This is a genomic window from Nocardia sp., from assembly GCF_025465275.1.
In the GTDB taxonomy this organism is placed as follows: Bacteria; Actinomycetota; Actinomycetes; order Mycobacteriales; family Mycobacteriaceae; genus Nocardia.
In genome coordinates this window covers 32,034-58,899 of sequence record NZ_JAODNK010000157.1, presented here as the reverse complement: position 1 = coordinate 58,899, position 26,866 = coordinate 32,034, and the positions used below count along the sequence as shown (strand labels likewise).

Here is a 26,866-nt window from a genome sequence, read left to right as displayed (position 1 = left end):
CCGCGTTATTGTCATACCGTCAACACCGGTGTTGTGAGCCGGTGCGCACTGGGATCGACGATGAACCGAGGTAGGGCGTGAGCACTCCATCCACCGCCAAGCAGGGCCCGCTCGCGGGCGTCCGGGTTGTTGAACTGGCCGGGATCGGCCCCGGTCCGCACGCGGCGCTGCTGCTCGCGGACCTCGGCGCGGACGTGGTCCGGGTGCAGCGGCCGAACCAGTTCCCCGGCTTCATGGAGCGGCCGCAGTGGCGTGGCCGCACCATCGTCGAGGCGAATCTGAAGGATCCGGCCGATATCGAGAAGGTGCTCGGGCTCGTCGAGAAGGCCGATGTGCTCATCGAGGGCTTCCGCCCGGGCGTCACCGAGCGCATGGGCCTGGGCCCCGAGACGGCGCTCGAGCGCAATCCGCGACTGGTGTACGGCCGCATGACCGGCTGGGGCCAGGACGGGCCGATGGCCGATCGCGCCGGGCACGACATCAACTACATCTCGCTGACCGGTGTGCTGAATGCCATCGGGCGCAAGGGCGAACGCCCCGTGCCGCCGCTGAATATGGTGGGCGACTTCGGTGGCGGCTCCATGTTCCTGGTCTTCGGCATTCTCGCCGCGCTGGTGGAACGGCAGAACTCCGGTAAGGGGCAGGTCATCGACTCCGCCATGATCGATGGGGCGCTTGCCCTTTCGCACATGATCTGGGGCATGAAGGGCATGGGCCTGTGGTCCGATGAGCGCGGCACCAACCTGCTCGACACCGGCATGGCCTTCTACGACACCTATGAGACCTCCGACGGCAAGTACATGGCGGTCGGCTGCATCGAGCCGCAGTTCTACGCCGAAATGCTGAAGGGCCTGGAGATCGATTCGGAGGGCCTGCCCTTCCAGCTCGACCCCAACGGCCAGGACCAGTTGCGCAAGCTGTTCACCGAGAAGTTCAAGACCAGGACCCGCGACGAGTGGTGGGCGATCTTCGAGAACACCGATGCCTGCACCACCCCCGTGCTGACTTTCACTGAAGCGGAACAGAATCCGCACATTGTGGCGCGTTCGGGGCTCATCGAGATCGACGGCGTCGTGCAGCACGCACCGGCGCCGCGCTTCTCCCGCACGCCGGGCGGCATCCCGACTCCGCCGCCGAACGCGGGCACTCCGATCGAAAGCGTCTGGGCGGACTAACTTTTCGATCCGATCCACACTGAACATGCAGCGGCGGTACCCAATTGGGCACCGCCGCTGTGCTGTACCCACGCGACGGGCGCGCAGATCAATAGCCGATTCACATGAATGGGAACAACATTCGGTGTAGGTCACAGCACCGAATCCGACATTTAGCTTGAGTATCCAGATTGCCAACCGATAGCGTCGAAGCCCTCTGCAAAACTTACTCGGGGGTAATTTTGTTCTCACGTCGTTCGACGCTGCTCGCCGGTCGCACCGCGGCCGTTCTCTCCATGCCCGTCGCGGTCGCAGTCATATGCGCCGGGCTCTCGCAGGCCGCACCCATCGACCAGCCGATGATCGCGCCCGCCGCGGTGACCGCACCGGCCGCGACCCAGCCGGAAGCCGTCGCACCGGCCCAGGTGCAGCCGGCCGCAATCGCGCCGATCGCCGAGCCGGTCCCGGCCGCGCCGATCGACGCAGCCGGCCCGGATCCGGTGAAGGTCGGCAATGCCGCGCTGGCCGGCGCGGGTATCGGCGCCCTCGCCGCCGGTATCCCCGCGGGCATCATCGGCGGTGCGGGCGGTGCGGTCGCCGGTGGTGTGGTCGGTGCCGGCGCCGGATTCCTCGTCGGCATCGGCGCACCCGCCGTCGCGGCGCTGACCGCTGCCGCCGTCGGCTGCATCACCACCTGGTGCACCATCGATGGGCCGGTGTTCGTGGCCGGGCTGGCCGCCGAGGCCGCCGGTGCGGCCGGTGGCATTGCCGCCGGCGCGGCACTGGGCGCGGTTGCCGGTGGTGCGCTCGGCGCGGCCGCGCTGGGCCTGCCTGCCGCAGCGGTGGGCGCGGGCATCGGCGCGGCGGTCGGCGCCGGAGCCGGTGCGGCCGGGGTCACCCCGTAGTCACCACCCCATAGTCACCACCGGGCAGGCGACAGCACCCGGGCAGAATCCAGCGGCGGCACCCGAATCGGGTGCCGCCGCTTGGCATTTCGTTGTTTACGCCGGAAGGATCAGGCGGACGGCTCGACGAGCTGGATGTCGAGCTCGATGGCGATCTTGTCGCCCAGCATGGCGGTGGGGAGGCCGACGGCGATATTGAATTCGCTGCGCTTGATGACGCCGGTGGCGGTGAAGCCGGCGTGCTGCTTCTGGTCGCCGGGGAAGACCTGGACGCCGCCCCATTCGACGTCGAGGGTGACGGGCTTGGTCACATTGCCGAGGGTGACCTCGCCAGTGACCTCGAACTCGGCGGCAACGGTGACCGGCTCGGTGACCTTGAAGTGCAGCGTGCTCAGGTTCGCGGTGTCGAGGATGTCGGCGCTGCGGACGTGGCCGTCACGCTGCTCGTTGCCGGTATCGAAGGAGTCGAGGTAGATGGTGGCCTCGATGACGGCCTTGCCGGCTTCGTCGGCGACAAAGCTGGTCTCGAACTTGTTGAAACGGCCGCGGACCTTGGAAATTCCCAGGTGGCGGGCGGTGAAGTTGACCGAGGAGTGGTTCGCGTCCAGGGTCCAGGAGCCGGGGGCAATCACGGTCTGCTCAGAAGTCGTCATGCCGGAAGTCTAACCGGACTTCAGTCCGGTTATCCACACTCTCGTTATCCTGGCATTGGCAGGGCGGGGCTAACGAGACCAGGACAGGGCACCATGGAGGAGTGTCCCGATCTGAATTCGCCGAGTTCCTCATCGCACGGCGCGCACAACTGCAGCCCGAAGAGGTCGGCCTGCCCGTAGGCCGGCGACGCCGCACCCCCGGACTGCGTCGCGAGGAGGTCGCCGCACTGGCCGGCGTGAGCGCAGACTACCTGGCCCGGCTCGAGCAGGGCCGGGATACCAATCCCTCCACCTCGGTCCTGGGCGCGCTCGCGGATGCCCTGCGGCTCAATGAAGTCGAACGACACCACTTCGGCAGGCTCGCCATGGGTATGGAGCTCAAGGAGACCTGCCCCACCAGTGGCCAAGCCCGCGAACAGGTCTCCGAGACGCTGCGCGCGGTCATCGACGCCATGCACCCGACACCCGCCTTCGTACTCGGGCGCTGGATGGATCTGCTGGCCTGGAATCCGTCCTGGCGCGATTTCGCCGAACCTCTCGGCCTGTTCGATGAATCCGCGGGCGGCAATTTCGCGAACTATCTCTTCGCGCACCCCGACGCCCAGCGTTATTTCAGCAATTGGGCGGATGCCGCCGATATCGCCGTTTCCACGCTGCGCAGTGCGCAGACCCGGTTCACCGACGACCGCAGCCTCGAGGCCCGGATCACCGCCTTGCAGCGCTATCCGGAATTCGATCGCCGCTGGCGAGAACACCGGGTTATGGACTATCGCACCCGGGTGCTGCTCATCGAGCATCCACTGCGCGGACATGTCGAGGTGGAAATCGAAACCCTCGACCCGGCCGCCGACCTGAGCATTCAGGTGTGGCTGGTCGATCGCCGCAAGGCGCAGGCGCCCGGATTGCGGCTGGTCAACGAATAGGTCTCCGTATCGTGGGCCCGTTCGTTCCCCCCGCTCACGAAGGGCGGGCGAACTACAGTTGACCTATGGCTCGGAATTGGCCGATGGTCGAACGCGAGAACGAGCTCGAAACGATTACGTCCGCGCTGACCGGCAATGATTTCGTCGGAGCGGTCCTCACCGGTGACGCGGGGGTCGGCAAAACCACGCTGGCCCGGCTGGCCACGACCACTGTGAACGGCTCTGCCGGGAACATTCGCTGGGTCGCCGGGACCGAATCCGCGCGCAGTATTCCGCTCGGCGTATTCGCCCATATGGTCGGCGTGTACACCGCCCACGATCCGGTGACCTTCATGGCGGCCGCGCGGGAGGCGCTGCTTGCGGACGGGCACACCATTATCGGCGTCGACGACGCCCACCTGCTCGATCAGCTGTCCGCCACCCTGCTGCTGCAGCTCGCCATCGACAAGGCCGCGCACATTGTGGCCACCGTGCGCAGCGGGGTGCCGGTGCCGGATGCGGTGACCTCGCTGTGGAAGGACGGGCATCTGCTGCGCATCGATCTGTCGCCGTTCAGTCAGCGGCAGAGCGTGGAGCTGGTGGAGAACATGCTCGGCGGGCAGTTGGAGGGCTTCACCGCCAATCTCATGTGGGAATCCTCCGGCGGGAACGCGCTGTTCCTGCGGCATCTGGTCGAGGGCGCGCTCGAAGCGGGCACGCTGCGGCAGGTCAAGGGGGTGTGGCAGTTGCGCGGGCGGGCCGCCGTCACCTCGGAATTGGCTGCGCTACTGGAGGATCGGGTGGAACAGCTGCCCGAACCGGTGCTGCGGGTGTTGGAACTGCTCACCTTCTGCGAGCCGATCGACCTGGATGTGCTCGCCGAACTCGCGGGCGAGGAAGCCGTGGAGACTGCCGAATCACGCGGTGTCATAAGGATTGTCGAGAACGGCCGGCAGCTGCTGGTGCGGTACAACCATCCACTGTTCGGCGAGGTGATCCGGCGGCGGCTCGGCATCGCCTCGGCACGGCGACTGCGCGGGCGGCTGTACACGTCACTGCGGGAACGGCCCATCCATTCCGCGCCCGACCGCATCCGGCTCGCCGAATTGGCTTTGGACAGTGACAAATCCGCTGATCTCGAACTGTTCGAGGCCGCTGCGGCCGACGCCATCGGGTTGGCGAATCTCCCACTGGGAGAAAGGTTCGCGCGGGCGGCGGTGGAGCGGCGCGGCGGTGTCGAGGCCGCCGATCTGCTGGCACGGGCACTGCTGTGGCAGGGGCATCGCATCGAGGCCGAACGCACCCTCGCGGTCTTCGATCCGGACCAATTGACCGAGGTGCAGCTGGCGCGCTGGGGCAGTACTCGCGTCTCGAATCTATTGTGGTCCATGGGCGATGCCGATCGCGCGGACGAAGTGCTGGACTCGGTGCGCCGGCGGGCGAAGCATCCCAAGATCGTGGCAACACTGGACGGACTCGCTTCCGCGTGCGCGGTCAATGAGAACAAGCTCGACGAGGCCTTCGCGCTGGCCGAACCCGTCATGGCCGCCGATGACGCGCCGCCGTGGGCGGTCTGGTGGGCGGCCTTCGGCGGCGGACTCGCCCTGGCGCTCATGGGACGTGGTGATGCCGCCCGGCAGTATGCGGAGCGCGGGCATGCCATCGAATCGCATATCGACGGGCTGAATCGGTTCATGTCCGCGCACGCGGAAGTGCTGGCGCTCACCTTCACCGGGGATCTGGATGCCGCAAGGCGTTGTGCCAGTAGCCCTTACACTTATTCTTCGCCCGGCCAGTACCTGGCATGGGGGATGACGAAGATTCTGCAGGGCACCGTCGATGTCGCGCAGGGCAGGTTCCCGCAGGGCATCGACAATCTCGAACAGGCGCTCGCCGCGCTCACCACCGAGGGCGCGGCAGCCTGGATGTTTCCCGCGAGACTCCGTCTGGCCGAAGCGTATTCGGCGGTGGGGCGTGCCACCGACGCGGCGGAATCCATTGCCGCCGCCATCGAACGCGGTGGGCGGCACAGTGCCGTATACGAACCGATGCTGGAGATCGCCAAGGCATGGCAGGCCGCTGCCGAGGGCATCGCAACTCCTGCCGTGCGGCTGGCGCTCGGTGCGGCCGATGCGGCGGCGCGCTCACATCAGCACGCCATCGAAGCTATGGCGCTGCATACCGCGGCTCGCTTCGGTGATCATTCGGTGGCGGGCCGACTCGCGGATCTGGCCGCTCGGGTGGACGGCCGGCTGGTGCAGGTCCAGTCCCGGCACGCGGTGGCCGTCGCGGCGCACGATGGCGCCGGGTTGGACACTGCCGCAGCTGAATTCGAGGAAATCGGGGTGCTGCTGTCGGCGGCCGATGCCGCCGCGCAGGCGGCCTCCGCACACGAGCGCTCGGGTGATCGCCGCCGTCTGCTGGAATCCGCGGCGACCGCCAACCGGCTCGCCGCCGCGTGTGGTGGGGCCAGTACGCCCGCCCTGCGGCAGTCCGCGCAGCCGTTGCCGCTCACTTCGCGGGAACGTGAAATCGCGAATCTGGTTGCCGCGGGACTGTCCAACCGGCAGATCGCCGATCGGCTCACCGTGTCGGTACGCACCGTGGAAGGCCACCTCTACCGCGCCTGTATCAAGCTCGACGTCACCGATCGGGAGGCGCTGGCCGATCTCATGCGCGGCGGGTCATCTGTCGGCAAATTCGAAAGCTGATCAGCACAGCCTTCCCAAAAGGCTCCTACCAGCGTTTGTGGGATTTGTCTCGCCGCGTGACGTCATCGATCGGATCGATTGATTCCGATCTGGAATTACTGGTTTCTCATCAGCTACCATCCCCGCGAGGCGACCGAGTCCGGTCTCCGGGGGACAGTTCCAATCTGATGAGGGTGGTGTTTCGACGTGAGTCGTCGGCATCGAGAAATGAACAGCGGCGTCGCACGACATGCCTTCCGGCCTGTCCTCGGCGCCCTGCCGCTGGCCGTCGCCATCGCCTGCGCGGGTATTGCTCAGGCCATCCCGCAGCCGGGTGTCACCGACCCCGGCGCGTCCTCGCCCGGCTCCGAGCACGCCCTCTCGCCCCGCCAGCCCGGCACCACTGTCACTCCCCCGGCCCCGCAGGCCGAGTACGCCGTGCCGGAGAACCACCGGCCCATCCCGGTCGAGACCGACCCGGCCCCGGCCATCAACTGGCAGGAACTGCACGCCCCCGAGCCGATCACACCGGTCGAGCCGATCGCTCCCCCGCCGCGCACCGTACGCATCGGCGAATTCGTCACCCCGGCGCCGGACGAGCTGCCGGACGAAATCCTCAACCCGGTCAATGATGCCGCCGCGCAGACCGAAGCGGTCATCTCCACCGGCCTGCAGTCCGTCGGCATCAACCCGTCGCGCTCCGACAAGATCGCCGCCGCCACCGCGGGCGGCGCAGTCCTCGGCGCGGCCATCGTCGGGATTCCGTCCGCCATCGGCGGTGCGGTCGGCGGCGGCCTCATCGGCGCGGGTGTCGGTGCCGGTATCGGCGCGGGCATCGGCGTCGCAATCGTTGCCGGTACCGCGGTCGCCGCGGGCGTTCCGACCGGCGGGCTCGGCGCGGCCATCGCCGCACCGGCCGCCGTGCCGATCATCGGCGGCGGTGCGCTCATCGGTGCCGGTGTCGGCGCAGCCGTGGGCGCGGGCCTGGGTGCCGTCGTCATCGGCGTCCCGGCCGCAGTCCTCGGCGGTGTTGCGGGCGGCGCAGCCGGCGGCTTCCTCGGCGGCGCGTTCTGACCATGTCCCGGAGTTACCGATGAAGTCACCGCAACTACCGAGCCGGAGCGAACCTCTGAGCAGGACCCGACTATGGGCCCAGCACCGGATCTTCCGGCTCCACCGTGCTCGGCACAGCCCAGGCACTGTCTCGGGATTGCCCGGCACATGCGCTTCGGCCCCGGCCTTCGGATCGCAGCTATCGGCGGGTCCGCTCTGCGACCGGTGGCGGGTGAGGTTTTGGCTCTGATCCCCATCACTGCGGCGGCGCACGGGGATTCGCGCCGGCGGCGTGTGCGTTATCGGACCTGGCCCGGAGAGCACAGATCGGGAGCTGCGGCATGAGTTTCGGGTCCGAGTCCACCAGCCACTTCGAGGTCAGCGGCGACGCATAGGGATTCGCACCGATGGCGGTGGCCGGAAGATCCCGACACGCGCAAGCGAGAGGGTGCGAGGTTTCGGACCTGACTACAGCGGCGATCGGGTGCGCGCACCATCGGGTGGGGCGGAGCCGTATCGGCGGTCTTCGATTGGGCGGTTTCGGCAGCTCCCTCGATCTGCGTGAAATCAATTGGCGCAGAAGCAATTGCATGTTTACCAGTAGATCTATTCCTGATGAGGGTGGTGATCCGGCGTGACCCGTCGGCAACTCGAAAAGAAGACCGGCGCGGCACGTCGCGCCTTGATCGTCGGCACGCTTCCGCTTGCTCTCGCGGTGGCGTGTTCCAGCGCCACCGAACCACAGAGCACTGCGCCCTCGAGTAGCGCGAGTGGTGCCGCCGGGCCGTCGAGCACCTTGCAGTCGCCCGGCACGGCGCAGTCTCCTGGTACGGCGCAGTCACCCGACGCGGCAAATTCGCCCGGCGGAGGCGCAGCGTCGGCACCCGGAAACGGTGCGTTCGCACCCCAATTCGCCAATCCTCGCTCGGCGCAGCCCGGCGTGGCCGCACCCGCCGTCAATCCCGACCGCCTGGAATCGCGCCCCGGACCGATCCAGCCCGGCGTCACAACCGTGCCCCAGCCCGCCTCACCGGGCGTGACCGCCGGCGCGAATTACGCTGTCCCGCCGAACTTCCGCGCGATCCCCCAGCCCGAAGCAGCCCCCGCCATCAACTGGCAGCAACTGCACGCCCCCACCGTGGTCACCCCGGTAGCCCCCATCGCACCCCCGCCCCGCACCCTGCGCCTGGGCGACTTCACCACCGCCGCACCGGATCAACTCCCCGACACCATCCTGAACCCGGTCAACACCACCGCCGCCACCGCCGAGGCAGCCCTCGCCACCGGCTTCAACTCCATCGGCATCAACCCGACCCGCTCCGACCGCATCGCCGCCGGCACCCTCGCCGGTGTCGCAACCGGCGCAACGGCCGGTGCCATCGGCCTCGGCGTGCCGGGCGCGATCGCAGGCGCTGTACCGGGCGCGGTTGTCGGTGCAGCCATCGGAGCAGGCGTCGGGGCCGGTCTCGGTGTGATCGGCGCGACCGTCCTGCCGTGGACAGCGCCCATCGATGTTCCTGGCGGTGCGATCGGCGGCGCTTTGATCGGCGCGGGTGTCGGTGGAGCGGCAGGAGCCGCGATCGTCGGCATTCCGGCAGCAGTGGTCGGCGGTGTTGCCGGTGGTGTCGCGGGTGGCGCAGTCGGCGGCTTCCTCGGCGGTGCCTTCTAACAACGCCCGCGCAATACAACAGCGCCCGCATCATACGAAACCGTATGGGGCGGGCGCTCTTTCATGATCATCGGGCTCTGGTGGAGGGCAGCTCCGGCGTGTTGGCGCAACCAGAGCCCTCTCGATGAATCTCGCGGCGGCTACACGGCGCTGATTTTCCGGGCATAGTTGATCAGCAGGAACAGTATGCCGATGAAGCAAACGGGGAGAACAGGATTGCCACCTGTTCAATGCGGCCCGCCGGGTGTTCGGAGGGATCAGAAGAGGGTGGGTTCGCCGAAGCCCGGGGTGCGCTCGATTTCCAGGAGCCGCTGTTTGGTGGTCAGGCCGCCGGGGGCGGAGAAACCGTGCAGGGCGTGGTCGGCGGCCAGGACTCGGTGGCACGGGATGATCAGGGGAATGGGGTTGCGGCCCAGGGATTGGCCTACCGCCTGGGCGCCGCCGGGGGCTCCGATGCGGTGCGCGATCTCGCCGTAGCTCAGGGTGTGGCCGGGGTCGATGGCGCGGGCGACCGAGTAGACGGCGCGGTCGAAATCGTTGAAAGGACTGGTGTCCAAGGGGATCCAGTGCATGTCGTCGAGGTCTCCGGCGAGATGGGCGCGGATCTTCTCGATAACCGCGGCGATTTCAGGAGTGGGTGCGGCTTCCCGGACGTCGAAAGTGCGGTGACGGCGCAGCACGTACGCGAGGGTGGCCGCTGGATCTGGCTCGGGGAGGGCGAAGCGCAGCACTCCGGCGACGCTCCAGGCGATGGCACAGGTGCCGATCGCGGTGTCGAAGAGCGCCGCCGAGGCGAGCGGGCGGTCCGGTTGCGACATAGAGCCAGTGTGCACCGAGGCACCGACAAGTCCAGTTGATAAAGGCCAGTTCTCTAGAACTGGACTGATTCGCCACGGCAGGGGATGTTCGCAAGATCGGGACGGGCCGAGGCGCGGCGGCGAGCGCGGCGTACCGGACGTTCGGGTTCGAGCGCATCCTGATGCGCGGCCGCAGCGGAGAGGTCGGAGTATTGCCGTGCCCCGTCGTATTCCGCGACCGACCAGTCTGACATCGGTGCATGCGGGCGGTAGCGCTCCAGCAGCACGCCCCAGCGCTCGTCCGGCTTGGGAGCGAACCGGTAGACGATCCCGGCGAAAGCTGCGACTACCAGCAAGGAGGCGAGCATAACGATCATCACCCCATGGTGGCCGGTTCTGGACTTGAAGAAAATATCCAGTACCCGGATACTGGCCTTTATGGCGATACGAGTGATCGGCGCGGCCAGCCTTACCCGCGACCTGGGCCGGTGGCGGCACGACGAACCCGGCGCCGCCCCGGCAGCCGACAACAGCAGGCGCACGACCCGGCCCGCCTATGTGGCACTGGCCGAAAGCGTCCGGCTGCTCATTCACGACGGGCGGGCGCCGCTCGGCGTCGCGCTGCCCAGCGAACGTGATCTGGCCACCAGCCTGCGCGTCAGCCGCACCACCGTCACCTCCGCGTACTCACTGCTGCGCGAGCACGGTTATCTGATCAGCAGGCAGGGCTCGCGCAGCACGGTGGCGCTGCCGCCGACGGTGGTGCACGACGGCACCAAACCGGCGCGCAGTCTGCTCGCCATGATGGCGCAGCCGGAGCTGCCGACTATCGATATGACCTATGCCGCCATGTCCGCGCCGGTGGAGATGATGGATGCGTACACCACTGCGCTGCAGGGACTTCCGACGTATCTAGGCACGCACGGCATGGACCCGGTCGGCATGCTCATGCTGCGGGAGGCGCTGGCCCGGCGGTACACAGAGCGCGGGCTGCCCACCGATCCCGATCAGATCCTGGTCACCCTCGGCGCGCAGCACGGGTTGCGGCTGCTGCTGAATGTGCTCACCACCCCGGCGGAGCGAGTGCTCATCGATCACCCCAGTTACCCCAATGCCATCGAGGCCATTCGCGATGTGGGCGCCCGCCCGGTGCCGGTGCCGCTGCGCCCGGACGGCTGGGATCTCGACGGAATCCGCAGTGCGGCAAGGCAAACCGCGGCAAGCATCGCGTATCTGGTGCCGGATTACCACAATCCCACCGGCCTGCTGCTTTCCGCCGAGGGCCGCGCCGAGCTGGCCGCCATCGCCCGCGAAACCCGTATGACGGTGATCGTCGACGAATCCATGGTGGACCTGCACCTCACCGATGACGAAATCATGCCGCCCGTAGCAGCATTCGCGCGCGGCTCGGAGATCGTGACCATCGGCTCGGCCTCGAAATCCTTCTGGGGCGGCCTGCGTGTCGGCTGGGTCCGCGCCAACCAATCCCTCATCACCAAACTGCTCGGCACCCGCTCCACCATGGACCTCGGCACCCCGGTCATGGACCAGCTGGCAACCGTCCACCTGCTCCAGCACGCCGACGAAATCCTCACCGTCCGAAGGCAACAGCTGCGTTCCCGCCGCGCCACCCTCCTGGACGCCCTCGCCGAGGACCTCCCAGACTGGCGCGTCTCCCCCGGTGCCGGCGGCATGTCCCTCTGGGCCCAACTCCCCGCCCCCGTCTCCACCGCCCTGGCCGCCACCGCCCCCAACCACGGCGTCCTCCTCGCCGCCGGCCCCCGCTTCGGCGTCCAAGGCGCCTTCGAACGCTTCCTCCGCCTCCCCTTCACCCACGAGGAAGCCGACATCCGAATCGGCGTCAAATGCCTGGCAGCCGCCTACAACTCCCTAACCCCCCACGCCATAGAGCCCCTGACCCCGATGACCTGCTACTGACCAGGTCTTCGCTCATTGGCGGCCGTGGTGGGCGAGGTGGGCGGTCCGAGAAGGCATTGCCTCGAAATGAAGTGCGAAAAAGACGCAGTGCTGGGCACGTCGCCTGCCGTACCCGGCTGTCTCTTCCGGCCCAGTAACTGTCCTTACGTTCCGGCGGGATGACTGGCTGTGGTTGCGTTTTCGAGCATCCGTCAAACCGCGCAGCCCGCGTATTGGCGGAACAGCACTTGTCAGGGCTGTTCGGTTTCGACACGGGCTGTGCGGTCGTCGGATGGTGCTTCTCTAGGTCCGATCGGGAGGGTAGCGCCTTGAAATGGGTCGCCCCCGCGGCGTTTTCACGCGGCGGGGGCGAAAAGCGTTCTGGGGGTGGTCAGCTCAGGATGTCGTGGCGGACGATGGTCTGGTCGCGGCCGGGGCCTACGCCGATGCAGGACATGCGGGCGCCGGAGAGTTCTTCCAGGCGCAGGACGTAGGCCTGGGCGTTGGGGGGTAGGTCTTCGAAGGTGCGGCAGCCGGAGATGTCTTCCCACCAGCCGGGCATTTCTTCGTAGATGGGCTTGGCGTGGTGGAAATCGGTTTGGGTGGTGGGCATTTGCTCGACGCGCTCGCCGTCGACGTCGTAGGCCACGCAGATCGGGATGGTGTCCAGGCTGGAGAGGACGTCGAGCTTGGTGAGGAAGTAGTCGGTGATGCCGTTGACGCGGGTGGCGTAGCGGGCGATCACGGCGTCGAACCAGCCGGTGCGGCGGGCGCGGCCGGTGGTGACGCCGACCTCGCCGCCGGTCTTAGCCAGGTACACGCCGGACTCGTCGAAGAGTTCGGTCGGGAAGGGGCCGGAGCCGACGCGGGTGGTGTACGCCTTCAGGATGCCGAGGACGGTCTCGATCTTGTTGGGGCCGATGCCCGAACCGACCGCCGCGCCACCCGAGGTCGGGTTGGAGGAGGTCACGTACGGGTAGGTGCCGTGGTCGACGTCGAGCAGGGTGCCCTGCGAGCCTTCCAGCAGCACGATCTCGCCGGCCTCGATGGCCTGGTTCAGCAGCAGGCGGGTATCGGAGATGCGGTGCTTGAAACCTTCGGCCTTCTCGAGCACCTCGTCGACCACCTGCTGCGGGTCCAGCGCGCGGCGGTTGTAGATCTTCACCAGCACCTGGTTCTTGAATTCCAGTGCGGCTTCGACCTTCTGGGTGAGGATCTTCTCGTCCAGCACGTCGGCCACCCGGACGCCGACGCGGGCGACCTTGTCCTGGTAGCAGGGGCCGATGCCGCGGCCGGTGGTGCCGATCTTCTTATTGCCGAGGAAGCGTTCGGTGACCTTATCGATGGCCACGTGGTACGGCATGATCAGGTGCGCGTCGGCCGACAGCAGCAGGCGGGAGGTGTCCACACCGCGCTGTTCCAGGCCCGCGAGTTCATCGAGCAACACGCCCGGATCGACCACCACACCATTGCCGATGACGTTGGTCACACCCGGGGTGAGGATGCCGGAGGGAATCAGGTGCAGGGCGAAGTTGTCGCCATTGGGCAGCACCACGGTGTGACCCGCGTTATTACCGCCCTGGTACCGCACTACCCACTGGACGCGGCCACCGAGCAGGTCGGTCGCTTTGCCCTTGCCCTCGTCGCCCCACTGGGCGCCGATCAGCACGATTGCCGGCATTAGGAGTCTCCTACGGGTTCGACGCGCAGCACCGGTGATGCTGCAGCTACCCGCCGTCAGAAGGCGGTGGCCGGACGCACAGTCTAATAGATGGCTCTGTATCTTCTGCCTCCGCTTCGCTACGGCGGGTTCGCGGCCCTGGGAGTCTCGTTCTTCCCTCCCTCCGCTCCTCCGCTTCGCTCCCCCGCTCCACTCAGTCCAGAACGAGACGGGCCGCGAACATGGGGGGATGCGCGCTGAGCGGGCGGGGCGATGGCACTTCAACAGGACTATGGTGAGACAACCGGAGGCGGACCGGCCGGGGGTCCGCGAGAGTTGCAGCGAGGGGATCGTGTTGTCAGGTCAGAGGAGGGTGTACGGCAGTTGAGTACCCATGTTCTCCGCTGCGACGGCGCACCGGTACCGATCGCTCTCGCTGCCCTTCCCCTCACCCAGACGTCGGCCATTCCGGATACCACGCTGCTGGACGAGCTGCTGCCCGTCATGGCCGCCGACAGTCTCCCCCGCTTGATCGTGCTCGGTGAGGACGCCGGCCTGGCCGCGGTCCTGACCCACCTGATGCGCACCGAGCGGCTCGGCGTCGAGATCGGCTACGTGCCCGTCGACCGCACCTACGGCTCCCGCGCCTACGAGACCGGCACCGGCAGCGCCGCCGCCAAACGCGCGCTCGACGGCAAGCCGCAGGAAACCCCGCTGATTCGCGACGACACCGGCAAGGTGCTCATCGGCCGCGCCACTCTCGTCGGTGAGGACGGCGGGAAGCTGGAAGGCGAAGCGTACGTGGACGACACGCGGCTCTTCACCGGAAAAGTCGCCGCCCTGCTGGTTTCCCCCACACTGGAGCTGCCCGGCCTGCACTCGAGCGTGCACCGCGGATTGCGGAAGAAGCGCTGGGTGGAAGGCCGGGCCATGCAGCTCGGCACCCGCGGCGCCATCGTCACCCGCGACGGCATCACCACCGATAAGCCGGTGCGGCGCTCCACTTTCTATCGGCACCACGAACCGTGGTTGCTGGTCCGCTGACCTTCTCCCGGTGGCGCACCGCTGCGAACCGGGGTCTCATACAAGGAGTCCGATGAGCTCTCCCCGCGCGCTCGGCCGAACCCCGGGGGCCGTGCGGCCGAGCCCGATCTTCCTGCTGGTCATCGCCGTCGCCGTGGCGGGCGGCGTGGTGGCGTGGATTTCCGATCTGCTCTCGCACCAAGCCCAATTCGGCGTCTTCGTGATGGTGGTGGCGGGCTGGATCGTCTCGCTCTGCCTGCACGAGTTCGCGCACGCGTATGTGGCGTGGCGGGCCGGCGACCGGGATGTGGAATTGCGCGGGTATCTCACGCTCAACCCGCTGAAATACAGCCATCCGCTGCTGTCGATCGGGCTGCCGATCCTGTTCATCGCCATCGGCGGGTTCGCGCTGCCGGGTGGTGCGGTGTACGTGAATTCGGGGGCCTTCAACGCGCGGACGCAGCGGACGGTGAGCGGTGCGGGTCCGGCGGTCAACGCCACGTGCGCGATCGTGCTGCTGGTCATCGTGAAGCTCTGGGGCAGTTCGTCGTCGCATCCGGCGTTCTGGTTCGGGCTGAGTTACCTTGCGTTCCTGCAGATCATGGCGACCGTGCTGAATCTGATCCCGGTGCCGGGAACGGACGGTTACGGCATTCTGGAGCCGTCGCTGAGCTATCAGACGCGGCGGTCCATGGATCAGATCAAGCCGTACGGAATCTTGATCCTGGTGGCGCTGTTGTTCGTGCCGCAGATCAATATCGCGTTCTTCGACGGCATTCGCGCACTGTTCGGCCTGTCGGGCGTGCCCTCGATCTGGTCGAGCTGGGGCGGATCGCTCACTCGCTTCTGGACCTGAGGCTCAATCGATCGGCGTCACATAGGGATTCGGCACGGTCGGCGGCAGCATGGCGATGGACGAGAGCCTGCGCATACCGCACACCTGCATGAGATCGACCAGGATCGAACGGATCTGGGCGAACACCACGTGCGCGGAAATGCCCGCGCCCTCGACCATGTCCTTGGTTGCGCCCTTGGCGACCGAACGCAGGACTCGGGTGGCCTCCGCGGCATCGGGTTGTTCGCCGGGATCGGCGAGCACCATCTCGCGGACCACCTCCACGGCCTTCCCGAGCTGTTCCACCTCGAGGGTCAGACTCGGGTTCAGGACTTCGTCGTCACGCACCAGAGACAGTGCGCGGCGCAGCAATACGCGGGTATTACGGACGGCATTGTCGATCGGGTCCGCAGTGTCTTGAATGCGCTCCAGGCGGGCGCGCGAATTCCAGTACAGCGGTGAGATTCTGCTGATCTCCCGGCCGCCCGCGAGGGTGCTGCGCAGTGTGTCGAGGCGAGTTTGCGTGCCGCGCACCGCTTCCAGTGCCGCCTTGATCTTGTCGGCGTCGTGTTCCAGCAGGCCGTCCGCGGCATCGGTGAGCGCCTTGCCCATGACGCCGAGAATGTCGGCCGCCTGCTGTCTGGCCCGGCGCACCGGATGCAGCGGAATCGCCGCCACCACCACGATGCCGACCATGCCGCCGACCAAGGCGTCCACGATGCGGAAATGCGAGGCCCCGCTGTGCGGCGGAATCAGGGTGGCCACCAGCACCGCCGAGGACGCCGCCTGCATGGTGATGACCGGGCCGCCGTCCAGGAACACGGCCGCGCACATGGCGAAGATCACCAGCAGCGAGATCTGCCAGACGCCGGTCCCGAAACGGGAGACGAACAGGTCGCCGATGCCGATGCCGACGGACACACCGACGATCAGCTCGACCGCCCGGCGCAGGCGCGCACCGAAGGACACACCGATGGAGATCATGGCGGCCATGGGTGCGAAGAACGGCTGCGGATGGCCGATCACCTTATGTGCGATGAACCAGGCCAGCCCCGCACCGACCGCGCACTGCACGATCGGCAACAACGAGGAGCGGACCCTGGCGGCAGCGATGCGCATGCGCGCGACACCGCTGTCCTTGGCGGCGTCGAAGGTGGTGCCCAGGCCACTGGTCAAAGTGTCAGTCGAGCCCGAGTTCGGCCGCGGCCCGCGGGTCGCAATCCTCGAGCAGGTCCAGGCAGCGGGCGTATTCGTCGTTCTCGCCGATGGTGCGGGCGGCCTTGGCCAGCACCGCGACGGCACGCAGGAAACCCTGGTTGGGTTCGTGGCTCCACGGCACCGGGCCGAAGCCCTTCCAGCCATTGCGGCGCAACAGGTCCAGGCCGCGGTGGTAGCCGGTGCGAGCGAAGGCGTAGGCCGCGAGCGTGTCGGCATTCACCTCGCCGGCGCCGGCGATGAGAGCGGCCTCGGCGAGGTACGCCCAGGCAATGGAGGCCGTCGGATGCGCCGCTGCGACCAGCACCGGATCTTGATTCTCCAGCAGCGCTTCCTCCGCATCCGAGTTTTCCGGAAGGAGTACCGGCTGCGGTCCGAGCAGATCACCGAAGGACGTCATGCCGATCATTCTGCACCGACCATCGAAATGCTCAGTAGGCTGACCGTCGAATCACAGTTCCGCCGAAGCGAGGGGTAGCGCGTGTCCGACTCGAACGACGACCAACAGCCACAGGACCCTGCCCGCCCGGCAGCCCCCGGCACGGGCGCCGGCCAGGACACTCCGCAGGCGCCCGCCGGTCAACCGGCCGCATCGTCGGACCCGTCACAGACCGCCGCCACCGAAATCATCCGCCGCGGCGTCGCACCCTCCCCCCTGCCCCCGACCTCGGCGGGCAAACCCAACTTCGCCACCATCAAGTACGAACCGGCCGCAGGGCCCACCACCCGTATCCCCACCACGCCCCGCGCCGGCGCCACCCCGCCCAGCGGCCCCGGTACGCAGGGCGGCAACCCCGCCGCACCGGGTAGGCCCGCCGCGCAAGGTGGTTCGGCCCCGCAGGGTGGCAACCCCGCGTCCGCGAGTGGTCCGACGCCGCAGGGCGGCCCGGGCTCGCAGGGTGGCTCGGCCCTCCAGAGTGACTCTGCCCAAGGTGGTTCGATCCCGCAGCGCGGTTCCGCCCCGCAGGGTGTCAACCCGGCGGCGGCGAATGGTCCTGCCTCGCAAGGTGGTCCGAGCTCGCAAGGTGGTCCTGCACAGGGTGATCCCGGCGCGCAGAGCGGCCGTGCCGCGCAGGGTGGTTCGATCCCGCAGCGTGGCTCGGCCGCGCAAGGTGGCTCGGCCGCGCAAGGTGGCTCGGCCGCGCAAGGTGGCTCGGCCGCGCAAGGTGGCTCGGCCGCGCAAGGTGGCTCGGCCGCGCAAGGTGGCTCGGCCGCGCAAGGAGGTTCGGCCGCGCAAGGTGGTTCGGCCGCGCAAGGTGGTGCTCCGCAGGTGTTCGGGGCGCAGCAGGTGGGGCGGTCGGCTACGCCGGCAGGGCCCGGAAACCCCGCTCCGTCAGCGGATGTGACCACGCAGTTCAAGGTTGTCCCACGCCAGGACGCTGCCGCCGGATCGGCGCGGGGCGCGGCAGGGCAGGGCGGTGGCGCGGCCGCACAGGCGAAGAGCGCAGCCGGACAAGCAGATAGCGCAGCAAGCCAGGCAGGTGACGCAGCCGAGAAGCCGGGTGCTGGCGCGGGACAGGCCGGTAGCGCAGCTGCGGCCGGCGCGGCAGCCGCCGGGGCCGGCGGGCGCGGTTCTGCGGATGCGTCGAGTGATGCCCCGAAGCAGAAGGCCGACGACGGATCAGGCGATGCTGCTCGACCGGCGGTTTCCGCCGATGCTGACACGCAGAGTGGTGCGGCGGGGTCGAGCGCTGCCGCGACCGGAGCTGGTGACGGGACGAAGGACGGCAAGGGACAGGCCGGGACTCCGGACTCGGACGACGCAGCGAAGGCGGCCGGAAAGGCCGGGGACGGTGCGGATTCGGGCGCGGCGGATTCCGAAACCGTTGCTATTCAGAAGGTTCCGGCGGGGTCCGAAGACGCCACTACGCTGCTGCCGATCGTCAAGGGAGATCAGGCCACCGAGAAGATCCGGGTTTCGGGGCCGCAGGGGCGGGCCGTCAGCAAGCCGCCGGCGTCGCCGCGAATGAATGCGGGGCCGCGGAATGTCGGGCCGCGGGGGAATGCGCCCGAGCAGGTGGGGGGCGTCGAGGAGACGCGGCCTTCGCCGCCGCGGCCGCCGAACGCGCCGCGGCAGCCTGCCAGTGCGCCTTCGCCCGCCGATATGCAGCCGACCATGCCCGCACATCCGATTCGCGGCCCGCGCGCCGTACCGCCGGGCCCGCAGCGAGTCGGGGCGGGCGCGCCGCAGGGCCCGGGTGGACCTCAGGGTCCCGGTGGGCCGCAGGGTCCGAACGGACCTCAAGGACCCGGCGCACCTCGAGGTCCGGGCGGTCAGCAGGGTCCGGGTGCTCCTCGGGGTGTCGGCAGTCCCCAAAACCTCAGTGGGCCGCAGGGTTCCGGCGGGCCTCAGGGTCCGGGCGGTCAGCAGGGTCCGGGCGGTCAGCAGGGTCCGGGCGGAAGCTCGGGTCCCGGTGGTGCACAAGGTGTTCAGCAGGGCCCCGGTGGCGCACAGGGCGGCCCTCAGAGTCCCGGTGGCGGCCAGCAAGGCCCCGGCGGCGTTCAGGGGCCAGGACAGGACGGGTCCCGGACCATTGCCGCGCCGCAGCGGGTGCCTGCCGCCGGTGAGGCGGGGGCCGAGCCTGCGGCGACGAGTGGCAAGTCCAACAAGCGGGTCTGGATTATCGCCGCGGCGGTCGTGGCGGTGCTCATCGTGATCGGCGTGGTCGTCGGGGTGATGAAGAGCTCGTCGGACAATTCGCCGGACACCCAGGTCACGAGTGCTATTTCGACGTACACGGCGGGGCTGGCGGCCGGCGATCTGGACAAGCTGCGCGGTATCACCTGCGGTACGCAACACGACTTCTACCAGAATATTTCGGCGGATCAGTTCGCCGGTGTGTACCGAACGTCGAAGGAGCAGAAGAGCATTCCGGTGGTGAAGAGCGTGGACGCGATCAAGATCACCGGAGATTCCGCGATCGCGCAGGCCACGGTCTATACCGAGGCCGATCCGGCAAAAACGTCGGCGCGCACCTTCGACCTGCAGCACACGTCCGACGGCTGGAAAGTATGCGATCCAGCCAACACTCCACACTGATCTGCTAACGCTCCACACCGACCTGCAGATGTTCCCTGTGAGCGGGTGACATATTCGCGCACCTGCCCGCGACGAACATCACAAACACCTGGTCAGCAGACCAACTCGCCGGTAATATAGCGCGGATTGTCTGGGTCGGCCTTCACGGCATGTCAGCGCCTCAACGGCTTCGGCCGCAGTGCTGCGCTGACACCGATCTGCCGTCGGCCCACCAGGTTTCGAACTTTGCAGGGAGCTGAACACCATGCCGGAGACGGCCGAGGCGATTGCCGCCACCACCGCCGCCGATCTGGTCGGACGGCACTTCCGCGTCCGCGATCACTATGACGTGGGCCGCGAGAAGGTCCGCGAATTCGCGCGCGCCGTCCGTAATGATCACCCCGCCCACCACCGGGAAGACGATGCGCTCGCAATCGGTTACGCCGGGCTGATCGCCTCGCCGACCTTCTCATCGGTGATCGGCGCCGCCACCACGCGCGCGCTGATCGGCACCGTGCTCACCGAGTACGACGTGTCGCAGTTCCTGCAGACCGATCAGACCTTCGAGTACCAGCGCCCGATCCTGGCCGGTGACCTGCTGTCGGTAGATGTGGGCATCGAGCAGATCCGCTCCTACGGCGACAACGACTTCATCACCGTCAAGGTGACGCTGACCGACGCCGACGCACTGCCGGTGCTGGTGGCGACCACCACCATCGTGGCCCGCCGCGGTGTGGAGATCGATCCGGCGAGCGCGGAGACGGTGATCGGCGTGGTCATGCACGGCCACGTCCCCGACGACTCCGGCGCCACCGACCCGACCGGGCTCATCCTGCTCGCGCCGGAGGAGGTCACCGACTTCCGTGCCCCCGCACCGGCCCGCCCGGTGCACACCACGCACACCGCCGCGACCCTGGTGGCCGGGACCGAACTGCCGGCCGTCAAGATGCCCGTCACCCGTGGCGATCTGGTGAACTACGCCGGCGTTTCGGGCGACCCCAACCCGATTCACTTCAGCGACACCGCCGCTCGCCTGGTCGGCCTGCCGACCGTGGTGGCGCACGGCATGCTCACCATGGGCCTGACCGCGAGTTACCTGGTGTCCTGGCTGGGCGATCCGGCCGCACTCACCAAGTTCAGCGTGCGCTTCTCCGGCTTCGTCCCGGTCGAGCAGACGGCCCCCACGTTCGTGGAATTCACCGGCAAGGTGAAGTCGATGAACGCCGAAACCGGTTCCGCCACCATCGTTCTCGGTGCGACCGCGGACGGCAAGAAGCTCTTCGGCCGCGCCGTCGCCGACATACGCCTCCGCCTCCCCGAACCTTCAGCGCACGGCTGAGAGCCGCTGACCGCCGAGCACGCGTGCCGGCGGTTGGGTGCCGAAACTATTTTGGACGTACCCGGGGAGTTACCCCGAACTTACGAAATCAGTTGTCACGGTTGAGAAAGCGGTGGGCGGCGCATACTGCGCCGCCCGCCTGCTGTCCTTCGCCCTCAGCCGAGGGTGGCGTGCATCAGGTACACGTTGTAGTCGCTCCAGGTCGACATGGTGAAGTACAGGTCTTTGCCGGTGGACCAGGGGTGGATGAAACCGCCGTAGAGCTCCGGGAATTGGAGGGCGCTCACGGTGGGGGTGCTGGGCGACCAGACGCCCTGGGGTGAATCCGATTCCCGGACAACAAGAGACGCCTTGGCGGTATCGAGGTAGCTCATCTGCCAGATCTTGCGATCCGCGTCGTAGCGGACCGACAGTTCACCGGCGGGTGCGTCGACAATCGGTGTGGCAGCGGCGTATCCGCCGACCGGCGTCCACTGACCGTCCCGCCAGTACTGGTAGGCGGTGGTGTTGAGGACCTGATCCTTGGGCACCCGGGCCAGCCCGACCGACCCGAGCCGGGTATTGGGCGTGCCGAACATGTAGACGAAATCGCCCTGCGGCACCATGGCCGCCACCTGGAAGTTGGAGACGCCGAAGATATTGTCCCACTTGGCGTGTGGGTCCTTGGTCCAGGTTTCGCCGTGATCGTCGGAGTAGGCGATGCCACCGTAGTTGGTGTACCAGGTGCCCGGAATGCTGTTCCAGGTGCGAATGGACATGTAGCTCAGGTACTGCCGATCACCGATGGCGAAGCCCGACGTCGGGATGGTGGTGATCTCGATATTGTCCATTTTGCGGCTGCTCAGCAGTTCGCTGGCGTGGCAGCGGTCGTCGGTGACCATGCGGTCGAAGACGACGCCGTCGGCGAGATTGCGATTGGTGCTGAAGGCCAGCAGATTACTGCGCCAGTCCTCGCCCATACCGCCCGGCGGATGGAAGTCGCGGCCCACGGTGTCACCGAAGGCGACGGCGACCTCCCCGGGCGCGCTCTCCCACATGATGCCCAGGTCGGTGCCCTGCACCTGCCAGCGCTTATCGGTGCGATTGACCGAATCGGCCCCGGTCAGCTTGGCGACCTCGCGCACGTCCGACACCTGGGGCGCGGGCCGGGCCGGGGACTGCGCCGCGGCCTCGATGCTCGGAAACACCGGATCGGGACCGGGCGGCACCGCGGGCGGATTCGGGTTGGGGAAGGCGAAATTGAACGGCTGCGGATGAATGATGAGCCGCGGAATCCCCAGCTGCTCACCCGGACCGGGCGGCGGCGCCGGCTGATCGGTGAGATCCGGGCACGGATTGATGCACGGATCGGTGGGTAGCTCCATCTTGACCCGCTTGGTGCTCTCCACCGCCGGCCCGGGGTCCACGGTGACAACCGGATACGACACCGGCACCTCGACGGTTTTGGGCACCAGCGACTCATGCGCCGGTTTCGGGTCGGTGTGGCACGCCCCGATACCGGGAATCGTCGCTACCGCACCGGGTTCCGCCGGAGCAGCCACGGCGATCGACGGGTTCGCGGACACCAAAACACCTGCCCCGAACACCACCGCTCCCACCGCGGCCAGTAGCCGCTCGGCCATGCACACAACCTCTCGCCATTTCGGGCCCTCCGGACACATCCGGCAGCAGACCCTACCTGCCGCCGCCGGCGAACCACCGGCACTCGCCCAAGATCCACCGAATCGATATCGACCGGATGACCACACGGATAAACACGAACCGAAACCAACTGGGCAGCAGCGTAATACAGTGGGGTCGTGTACGTGGAGGACGTAACCCTGACCGGGCCGATCAGCGTGGAACTGGCCGAGGAACTCGCTCAGCTCACCAGCTGCCATACCTCGCACATCATCTTGACCTGCAAGGAGCGCCGGCTCTTCGTCGGCATGCTGCCACTGTGCCTCGACGACCTACGGCTACGCGCGGGCGACACCATCACCGTAACCGTGAGCGGCGGCTACCGGCCACCCGATATGGAAGACCGGCAGGCGCTCCGGGCAACGGTGGATCTGCTGACCAAGGCCGGCGCCGCCTGAGTGGATCCCGGCCGAAAGCACGCCGGGATGACAGGGTGGGGCACGCCGGGATGACAGGGGCGAGGTCAGCGTGTGGCTTGAAAGATGAAGACAGTAGCGCCGATCCGGATGGCATCACCGTCGGCGAGCACCGCGGCACTCTCGATGGCCGCCTCGTTGATGTACACACCGTTCGCCGAATGCAGATCCTTGATGAGCAATCCGGCCCGGCTGGGCGTGATGTGCGCGTGGTAGCGACTGGCCTTGGGGTCGTCCAGCACCAGATCGTTGTCGGTCATGCGGCCGATCTTCATGCCGCCCACGGCAATGGGAAGAACCCGGCCCTCCGCGGTGAGCAATTGCCCCGCCCGCACCGCCCGCGGCATTTCGGTGACAGTCTCGGTCATGGCCTTGGCCAAGCGCTCGACCTCGGCGATCTGCCCGGTCAGCAAGGGTTCCTGCCGCAGCACCTGCTGTTCCAGCGCCACCAGCGCCGGACCCGGATCGATACCGAGTTCGTCGGAGAGCACACCGCGCACCCGGCGGCAGGCCTCCAGCGCGTCGGCCTGCCGGCCGGATAGGTACAGCGCCGTGATCAGCTGCGCCCACAGCGGTTCCCGCAGTGGATGCGCATTGGTCATCGACACCAACTCGCCGACCACCGATGAGGCTCGCCCGCAGGCTATTTCGGCATCGACCCGGGCGGAGGCGACCAGCAGCCGCTCCTCATCCATTGCGGTGGCGAAACTTTCGGCGAAGGACAGCCCCGGCAGATCGTCCAGCGCGCGCCCGGTCCACTCGGCCAGCGCCGCCGCGTACAGCCGCGCCGCGCCCTCGTGATCGCCCGCATTGGCGGCCTCGGTACCGGACCGGCGAATGCTCTCGAAACGCCCGATATCGCAGTTCTCATCGGGGATTTCGAGCCGGTACCCGGAAGATTCGGTACGCAGCACAGCGGCCGGATCGATGCCCGCATTGCGGAGCGTCTTCCGGATATTCGAAACGAACACCTGCAGGCTGGCCTGATAGGAGTCCGGCGGTTCGTCGTTCCAGACGATATCGGCCAGTGCCTGTGAGGACACCGCCCGCCGCCGGTTCACCGTCAACGCCGCCAGCAGTGCGCGCGGCTTGGGGCCGCCGACCAGCACTGGGCGGCCGCCGACCAGCACTTGCACAGGCCCGAGGACCCGCACATCCAGAGTCATTGCGCTGCACCTCGTATAACAAGCGAACCACCGCGGCGGCCTTTTCGGCTCTGCACCGAACGGCTACCGCGGCACGCTCTGCTCACCTGGCCGGAGTTTTCTCCGGCTCGGGGTTCAACCTTACTTGGCGCTGATGGAGCGCCCGGCCGACTTCAGGTCGTTGGCGGCCTCCAAAACGCGTGCGGCCATGGAAGACTCCGCCTTCTTGAGGTAGCTGCGCGGGTCGTAGACCTTCTTGTTGCCGACCTCACCGTCGATCTTCAGCACGCCGTCGTAGTTGCTGAGCATGTGACCGGCGATCGGGCGGGTGAAGGCGTACTGGGCGTCGGTGTCGACGTTCATCTTCACCACGCCGAAGCGCAGCGCATCGTCGATCTCCGACTTCAGCGAGCCGCTGCCGCCGTGGAAGACGAAGTCGAACGGCTGCGCGTCGGGGCCCAGGCCCAGCTTGGCGGCGGCAACGCGCTGGCCCTCGGCCAGCACCTCGGGCTTGAGCACCACATTGCCAGGCTTGTACACACCGTGCACATTGCCGAAGGTGGCGGCGAGCAGGTACTTGCCGTTCTCGCCCGCACCCAGCGCGTCGATGGTCTTCCGGAAGTCCTCGGGGGAGGTGTAGAGCTTCTCGTTGATCTCGGCCTCTACGCCGTCCTCCTCACCGCCGACAACACCGATCTCGACCTCGAGAATGATGTTGGCCGCGTGGCACTGCTTGAGCAGCTCCTTCGCGATCTCCAGGTTCTCGTCGATCGGGATCGCCGAGCCGTCCCACATGTGCGACTGGAAAAGCGGGTTCTGCCCGGCCTTCACGCGCTCGGCCGAAATGGCAAGCAGCGGGCGGACGAAGGTGTCCAGCTTGTCCTTCGGGCAGTGGTCGGTGTGCAGCGCGATGGTGACGTCGTACTCAGCCGCGATCACGTGCGCGAACTCGGCGAGCGCGACCGCGCCGGTCACCATGCTCTTCACACCCAGGCCGGAACCGAATTCGGCGCCGCCGGTGGAGAACTGGATGATGCCGTCACTGCCCGCGTCGGCGAAACCCTTGATCGCGGCATTGATCGTCTCGGACGAGGTGCAGTTGATCGCGGGGAACGCGAAGGAGTTCTCCTTGGCCCGAGCAATCATCTCGGCGTAGATCTCCGGAGTCGCGATGGGCACAATGACCTCCGTAGTGGTGTGCTGTGTACAACAAATTCTGTCAGGCGACACCCTAGGGCAGTCGTGTTTCGCCATAAGCGGTGCCCTGGAAGCGAACCACCTGAGAGCACGCTGTGCGACATTCTGTGGCAGACCGCATTCACCGGTAGGGTGGTCGCCGTGACCTTGCTGGCCTTGTCGGATGCCGTGACGACCAACGTCGCCCTGCCCGCGATTCTCGACCCCATGCATCTCTTGACGGATACATGGATGAAGCACGCGGTGCTCCCGGCGATCTTGGTGATTGTTTTCATCGAGACAGGCTTACTGTTCCCGATCCTGCCCGGCGATTCGCTGCTGTTCACTGGCGGTCTGCTGTCCGCGCAGACGCCGCACCCGGTCAGTCTGTGGGTGCTGCTGCCCTCGGTCATCCTGGTCGCCTTCCTCGGCGATCAATCCGGGTACTGGATCGGCCGAGCTATCGGGCCCGCGCTGTTCCAGAAGGAAGACAGTCGGTTCTTCAAGAAGCGATATGTCACCGAGACACACGAATTCTTCGAGAAGCACGGCCCGAAGACCATCATCCTGGCCCGCTTCGTGCCCATCGTGCGCACGTTCATGCCGGTGCTGGCCGGTGTCTCGAAGATGGACTACCGCAAGTTCGTCACCTACGACATCGTCGGCGCGGTCCTCTGGGGTGGCGGCGTCACCGTGCTCGGCTACTTCCTGGGCAATGTCGAATTCATCCGTAAGAACGTCGAGGCCATCTTCCTGCTCATCGTGCTCGTCTCGATCCTGCCGGGCATCGCCACCGTGGTGAAGAGCCTGCGCAATCGTGGCGCCGCACCGGAGCTGGCCGCCACGTCGAACGAGCCGACCCACTGAGCCATCGGTGTCGACCACCCCACTAACCCTCGCCATGAGCGGCTTCGGACCGCTCGAGACGGCCGGGCCGGTGCTGGTGTGGACTGTTGTCCTCACCTTCGTTTTCCTGGAGTGCGCGTTCATCATCGGGCTGTTCCTGCCCGGGGATTCCATGCTCATCACGGCCGGCGTCGTCATGGCCTCGCAGGCCAGCGGCCAATTGCATATCTGGGCGCTGGCTATCGGAACCATGATCGCCGCCATCGCGGGCAATCAGGTCGGCTATGTGGTCGGACAGCGCACCGGGCATCACCTGGTAGCGCGCAAGAACGGCAAATACATCAACACCCGCAACCTCGGGCGGGTGGCCGAACTACTACACCGGCACGGGTTCCTGGCTGTGCTGGTGGCGCGCTGGATCCCGTGGGTTCGCACGTTGTGCCCCATGGTCGCCGGGGCCGCGGATATGGATCACCGCAAGTACACGATCGCCTCCACCATCGGCGCGATCATCTGGGCGCCGGTGCTGCTACTGATCGGCTACTACGCGGGCAGCTTCCTGGAGCAGGTGTCCTGGCTGATGCCCGCCGTGATCGGGACGCTCGTGGTCGGCCTGATTCTGGGCACCCTGGTCGGTGTGCGCCAGTACCGGGCCGAAATGTCGCGGCCCATCGAGGATTTCGACCTCGACAGCGAATGCGAAACCGTGCCGCCCGAGCCGCGGAGCAAGAACGGCTGACGCAGGTGGATCCCGGCCGAAAGCATGCCGGGA

23 protein-coding genes are annotated in these 26,866 nt (G+C 67.4%); 14 read left to right on the top strand and 9 right to left on the bottom strand.

All coding sequences use genetic code 11. The features are described 5' to 3' along the window. Positions 1-77: 77 nt before the first annotated feature. Both JWN03_RS34175 and JWN03_RS34170 read left to right on the top strand, forming a co-directional pair. Positions 78-1,175, top strand: a complete 1,098-nt coding sequence (locus tag JWN03_RS34175; protein WP_297623713.1) for a CaiB/BaiF CoA transferase family protein — start codon at positions 78-80, stop codon at positions 1,173-1,175. A 221-nt stretch (positions 1,176-1,396) separates the two neighbouring features. Beyond that, on the top strand, positions 1,397-2,059 hold the full coding sequence (locus tag JWN03_RS34170) for a hypothetical protein (RefSeq protein WP_297623710.1): 663 nt from the start codon (positions 1,397-1,399) through the stop codon (positions 2,057-2,059). A 110-nt stretch (positions 2,060-2,169) separates the two neighbouring features. Here JWN03_RS34170 and JWN03_RS34165 read toward each other — a convergent pair whose 3' ends face one another. After that, the gene (locus tag JWN03_RS34165; protein WP_297623707.1) at positions 2,170-2,712 is read right to left on the bottom strand and encodes a YceI family protein; all 543 of its coding nucleotides are present in this window, start codon (positions 2,710-2,712) and stop codon (positions 2,170-2,172) included. Between the two features lie 101 nt (positions 2,713-2,813). Here JWN03_RS34165 and JWN03_RS34160 point away from each other — a divergent pair, with 101 nt between their 5' ends. The 4 genes from JWN03_RS34160 (at position 2,814) to JWN03_RS34145 (ending at position 9,026) form a co-directional block, all read left to right on the top strand. After that, on the top strand, positions 2,814-3,635 hold the full coding sequence (locus JWN03_RS34160) for a helix-turn-helix transcriptional regulator (protein ID WP_297623704.1): 822 nt from the start codon (positions 2,814-2,816) through the stop codon (positions 3,633-3,635). Positions 3,636-3,700: 65 nt separating this feature from the next. Continuing rightward, the gene (locus JWN03_RS34155; protein ID WP_297623701.1) at positions 3,701-6,325 is read left to right on the top strand and encodes a helix-turn-helix transcriptional regulator; all 2,625 of its coding nucleotides are present in this window, start codon (positions 3,701-3,703) and stop codon (positions 6,323-6,325) included. A gap of 186 nt (positions 6,326-6,511) precedes the next feature. Next, positions 6,512-7,378: a hypothetical protein gene (locus JWN03_RS34150; RefSeq protein ID WP_297623698.1), complete on the top strand. Its 867-nt coding sequence runs from the start codon at positions 6,512-6,514 to the stop codon at positions 7,376-7,378. Positions 7,379-7,991: 613 nt separating this feature from the next. Next, positions 7,992-9,026: a hypothetical protein gene (locus JWN03_RS34145; protein WP_297623696.1), complete on the top strand. Its 1,035-nt coding sequence runs from the start codon at positions 7,992-7,994 to the stop codon at positions 9,024-9,026. Between the two features lie 257 nt (positions 9,027-9,283). On the opposite strand, the gene JWN03_RS34140 is transcribed toward JWN03_RS34145, so the two are convergent. Both JWN03_RS34140 and JWN03_RS34135 read right to left on the bottom strand, forming a co-directional pair. Then, entirely contained in the window at positions 9,284-9,844 is a 561-nt protein-coding gene (locus tag JWN03_RS34140; protein ID WP_297623694.1) for a methylated-DNA--[protein]-cysteine S-methyltransferase, read from the bottom strand. A gap of 53 nt (positions 9,845-9,897) precedes the next feature. Continuing rightward, a complete protein-coding gene (locus JWN03_RS34135) occupies positions 9,898-10,200 on the bottom strand; it encodes a hypothetical protein (RefSeq protein ID WP_297623692.1) in 303 nt (100 codons plus the stop codon). Between the two features lie 61 nt (positions 10,201-10,261). Between JWN03_RS34135 and yczR the strand changes: the two genes are divergently transcribed. Continuing rightward, positions 10,262-11,761 (top strand): MocR-like transcription factor YczR, encoded by a 1,500-nt coding sequence (gene yczR, locus JWN03_RS34130; RefSeq protein ID WP_297623690.1) that lies wholly within the window; start codon positions 10,262-10,264, stop codon positions 11,759-11,761. A 370-nt stretch (positions 11,762-12,131) separates the two neighbouring features. Here yczR and JWN03_RS34125 read toward each other — a convergent pair whose 3' ends face one another. After that, the gene (locus tag JWN03_RS34125; protein WP_297623688.1) at positions 12,132-13,421 is read right to left on the bottom strand and encodes an adenylosuccinate synthase; all 1,290 of its coding nucleotides are present in this window, start codon (positions 13,419-13,421) and stop codon (positions 12,132-12,134) included. A 363-nt stretch (positions 13,422-13,784) separates the two neighbouring features. On the opposite strand from JWN03_RS34125, the gene JWN03_RS34120 reads away from it, so the two are divergent. Further along, positions 13,785-14,444 carry a hypothetical protein gene (locus tag JWN03_RS34120; RefSeq protein WP_297623686.1) on the top strand — a complete coding sequence of 220 codons (660 nt, stop codon included), beginning with the start codon at positions 13,785-13,787 and terminating at the stop codon, positions 14,442-14,444. A 52-nt stretch (positions 14,445-14,496) separates the two neighbouring features. Then, on the top strand, positions 14,497-15,279 hold the full coding sequence (locus JWN03_RS34115) for a site-2 protease family protein (protein ID WP_297623684.1): 783 nt from the start codon (positions 14,497-14,499) through the stop codon (positions 15,277-15,279). Between the two features lie 3 nt (positions 15,280-15,282). Here JWN03_RS34115 and JWN03_RS34110 read toward each other — a convergent pair whose 3' ends face one another. Beyond that, positions 15,283-16,377, bottom strand: a complete 1,095-nt coding sequence (locus JWN03_RS34110; protein ID WP_297623727.1) for an FUSC family protein — start codon at positions 16,375-16,377, stop codon at positions 15,283-15,285. 61 nt (positions 16,378-16,438) lie between these two features. After that, positions 16,439-16,873 (bottom strand): DUF3151 domain-containing protein, encoded by a 435-nt coding sequence (locus JWN03_RS34105; protein ID WP_297623682.1) that lies wholly within the window; start codon positions 16,871-16,873, stop codon positions 16,439-16,441. 81 nt (positions 16,874-16,954) lie between these two features. Between JWN03_RS34105 and JWN03_RS34100 the strand changes: the two genes are divergently transcribed. Both JWN03_RS34100 and JWN03_RS34095 read left to right on the top strand, forming a co-directional pair. Continuing rightward, positions 16,955-19,513: an Rv0361 family membrane protein gene (locus JWN03_RS34100; RefSeq protein ID WP_297623680.1), complete on the top strand. Its 2,559-nt coding sequence runs from the start codon at positions 16,955-16,957 to the stop codon at positions 19,511-19,513. Positions 19,514-19,757: 244 nt separating this feature from the next. After that, entirely contained in the window at positions 19,758-20,831 is a 1,074-nt protein-coding gene (locus JWN03_RS34095; RefSeq protein WP_297623677.1) for a fused (3R)-hydroxyacyl-ACP dehydratase subunits HadA/HadB, read from the top strand. A gap of 155 nt (positions 20,832-20,986) precedes the next feature. On the opposite strand, the gene JWN03_RS34090 is transcribed toward JWN03_RS34095, so the two are convergent. Beyond that, positions 20,987-22,453 carry a DUF4185 domain-containing protein gene (locus tag JWN03_RS34090; RefSeq protein WP_297623675.1) on the bottom strand — a complete coding sequence of 489 codons (1,467 nt, stop codon included), beginning with the start codon at positions 22,451-22,453 and terminating at the stop codon, positions 20,987-20,989. A 177-nt stretch (positions 22,454-22,630) separates the two neighbouring features. Here JWN03_RS34090 and JWN03_RS34085 point away from each other — a divergent pair, with 177 nt between their 5' ends. Then, positions 22,631-22,909 carry a hypothetical protein gene (locus JWN03_RS34085; RefSeq protein ID WP_297623673.1) on the top strand — a complete coding sequence of 93 codons (279 nt, stop codon included), beginning with the start codon at positions 22,631-22,633 and terminating at the stop codon, positions 22,907-22,909. Positions 22,910-22,974: 65 nt separating this feature from the next. Here JWN03_RS34085 and JWN03_RS34080 read toward each other — a convergent pair whose 3' ends face one another. After that, complete coding sequence (locus tag JWN03_RS34080) at positions 22,975-24,093, bottom strand: BTAD domain-containing putative transcriptional regulator (RefSeq protein ID WP_297623671.1); 1,119 nt, start codon at positions 24,091-24,093, stop codon at positions 22,975-22,977. A gap of 120 nt (positions 24,094-24,213) precedes the next feature. Next, positions 24,214-25,251 carry a class II fructose-bisphosphate aldolase gene (gene fbaA, locus JWN03_RS34075; protein WP_297623670.1) on the bottom strand — a complete coding sequence of 346 codons (1,038 nt, stop codon included), beginning with the start codon at positions 25,249-25,251 and terminating at the stop codon, positions 24,214-24,216. A gap of 174 nt (positions 25,252-25,425) precedes the next feature. Between fbaA and JWN03_RS34070 the strand changes: the two genes are divergently transcribed. Both JWN03_RS34070 and JWN03_RS34065 read left to right on the top strand, forming a co-directional pair. Next, positions 25,426-26,115: a DedA family protein gene (locus JWN03_RS34070; RefSeq protein WP_297623724.1), complete on the top strand. Its 690-nt coding sequence runs from the start codon at positions 25,426-25,428 to the stop codon at positions 26,113-26,115. A gap of 34 nt (positions 26,116-26,149) precedes the next feature. Next, positions 26,150-26,833 (top strand): DedA family protein, encoded by a 684-nt coding sequence (locus tag JWN03_RS34065; protein ID WP_297623721.1) that lies wholly within the window; start codon positions 26,150-26,152, stop codon positions 26,831-26,833. Positions 26,834-26,866 lie beyond the last annotated feature (33 nt).

Bases quoted from the DNA above. Each gene is read 5' to 3' on its own strand.
- JWN03_RS34090 (WP_297623675.1), bottom strand. From the start codon at position 22,453: ATGGCCGAGCGGCTACTGGCCGCGGTGGGAGCGGTGGTGTTCGGGGCA.
- JWN03_RS34155 (WP_297623701.1), top strand. From the start codon at position 3,701: ATGGCTCGGAATTGGCCGATGGTCGAACGCGAGAACGAGCTCGAAACG.
- yczR (WP_297623690.1), top strand. From the start codon at position 10,262: ATGGCGATACGAGTGATCGGCGCGGCCAGCCTTACCCGCGACCTGGGC.
- JWN03_RS34115 (WP_297623684.1), top strand. From the start codon at position 14,497: ATGAGCTCTCCCCGCGCGCTCGGCCGAACCCCGGGGGCCGTGCGGCCG.
- JWN03_RS34140 (WP_297623694.1), bottom strand. From the start codon at position 9,844: ATGTCGCAACCGGACCGCCCGCTCGCCTCGGCGGCGCTCTTCGACACC.
- JWN03_RS34105 (WP_297623682.1), bottom strand. From the start codon at position 16,873: ATGACGTCCTTCGGTGATCTGCTCGGACCGCAGCCGGTACTCCTTCCG.
- JWN03_RS34095 (WP_297623677.1), top strand. From the start codon at position 19,758: ATGCCGGAGACGGCCGAGGCGATTGCCGCCACCACCGCCGCCGATCTG.
- JWN03_RS34065 (WP_297623721.1), top strand. From the start codon at position 26,150: ATGAGCGGCTTCGGACCGCTCGAGACGGCCGGGCCGGTGCTGGTGTGG.
- JWN03_RS34135 (WP_297623692.1), bottom strand. From the start codon at position 10,200: ATGATCGTTATGCTCGCCTCCTTGCTGGTAGTCGCAGCTTTCGCCGGG.
- JWN03_RS34165 (WP_297623707.1), bottom strand. From the start codon at position 2,712: ATGACGACTTCTGAGCAGACCGTGATTGCCCCCGGCTCCTGGACCCTG.
- JWN03_RS34110 (WP_297623727.1), bottom strand. From the start codon at position 16,377: ATGCGCATCGCTGCCGCCAGGGTCCGCTCCTCGTTGTTGCCGATCGTG.
- JWN03_RS34125 (WP_297623688.1), bottom strand. From the start codon at position 13,421: ATGCCGGCAATCGTGCTGATCGGCGCCCAGTGGGGCGACGAGGGCAAG.
- JWN03_RS34080 (WP_297623671.1), bottom strand. From the start codon at position 24,093: ATGACTCTGGATGTGCGGGTCCTCGGGCCTGTGCAAGTGCTGGTCGGC.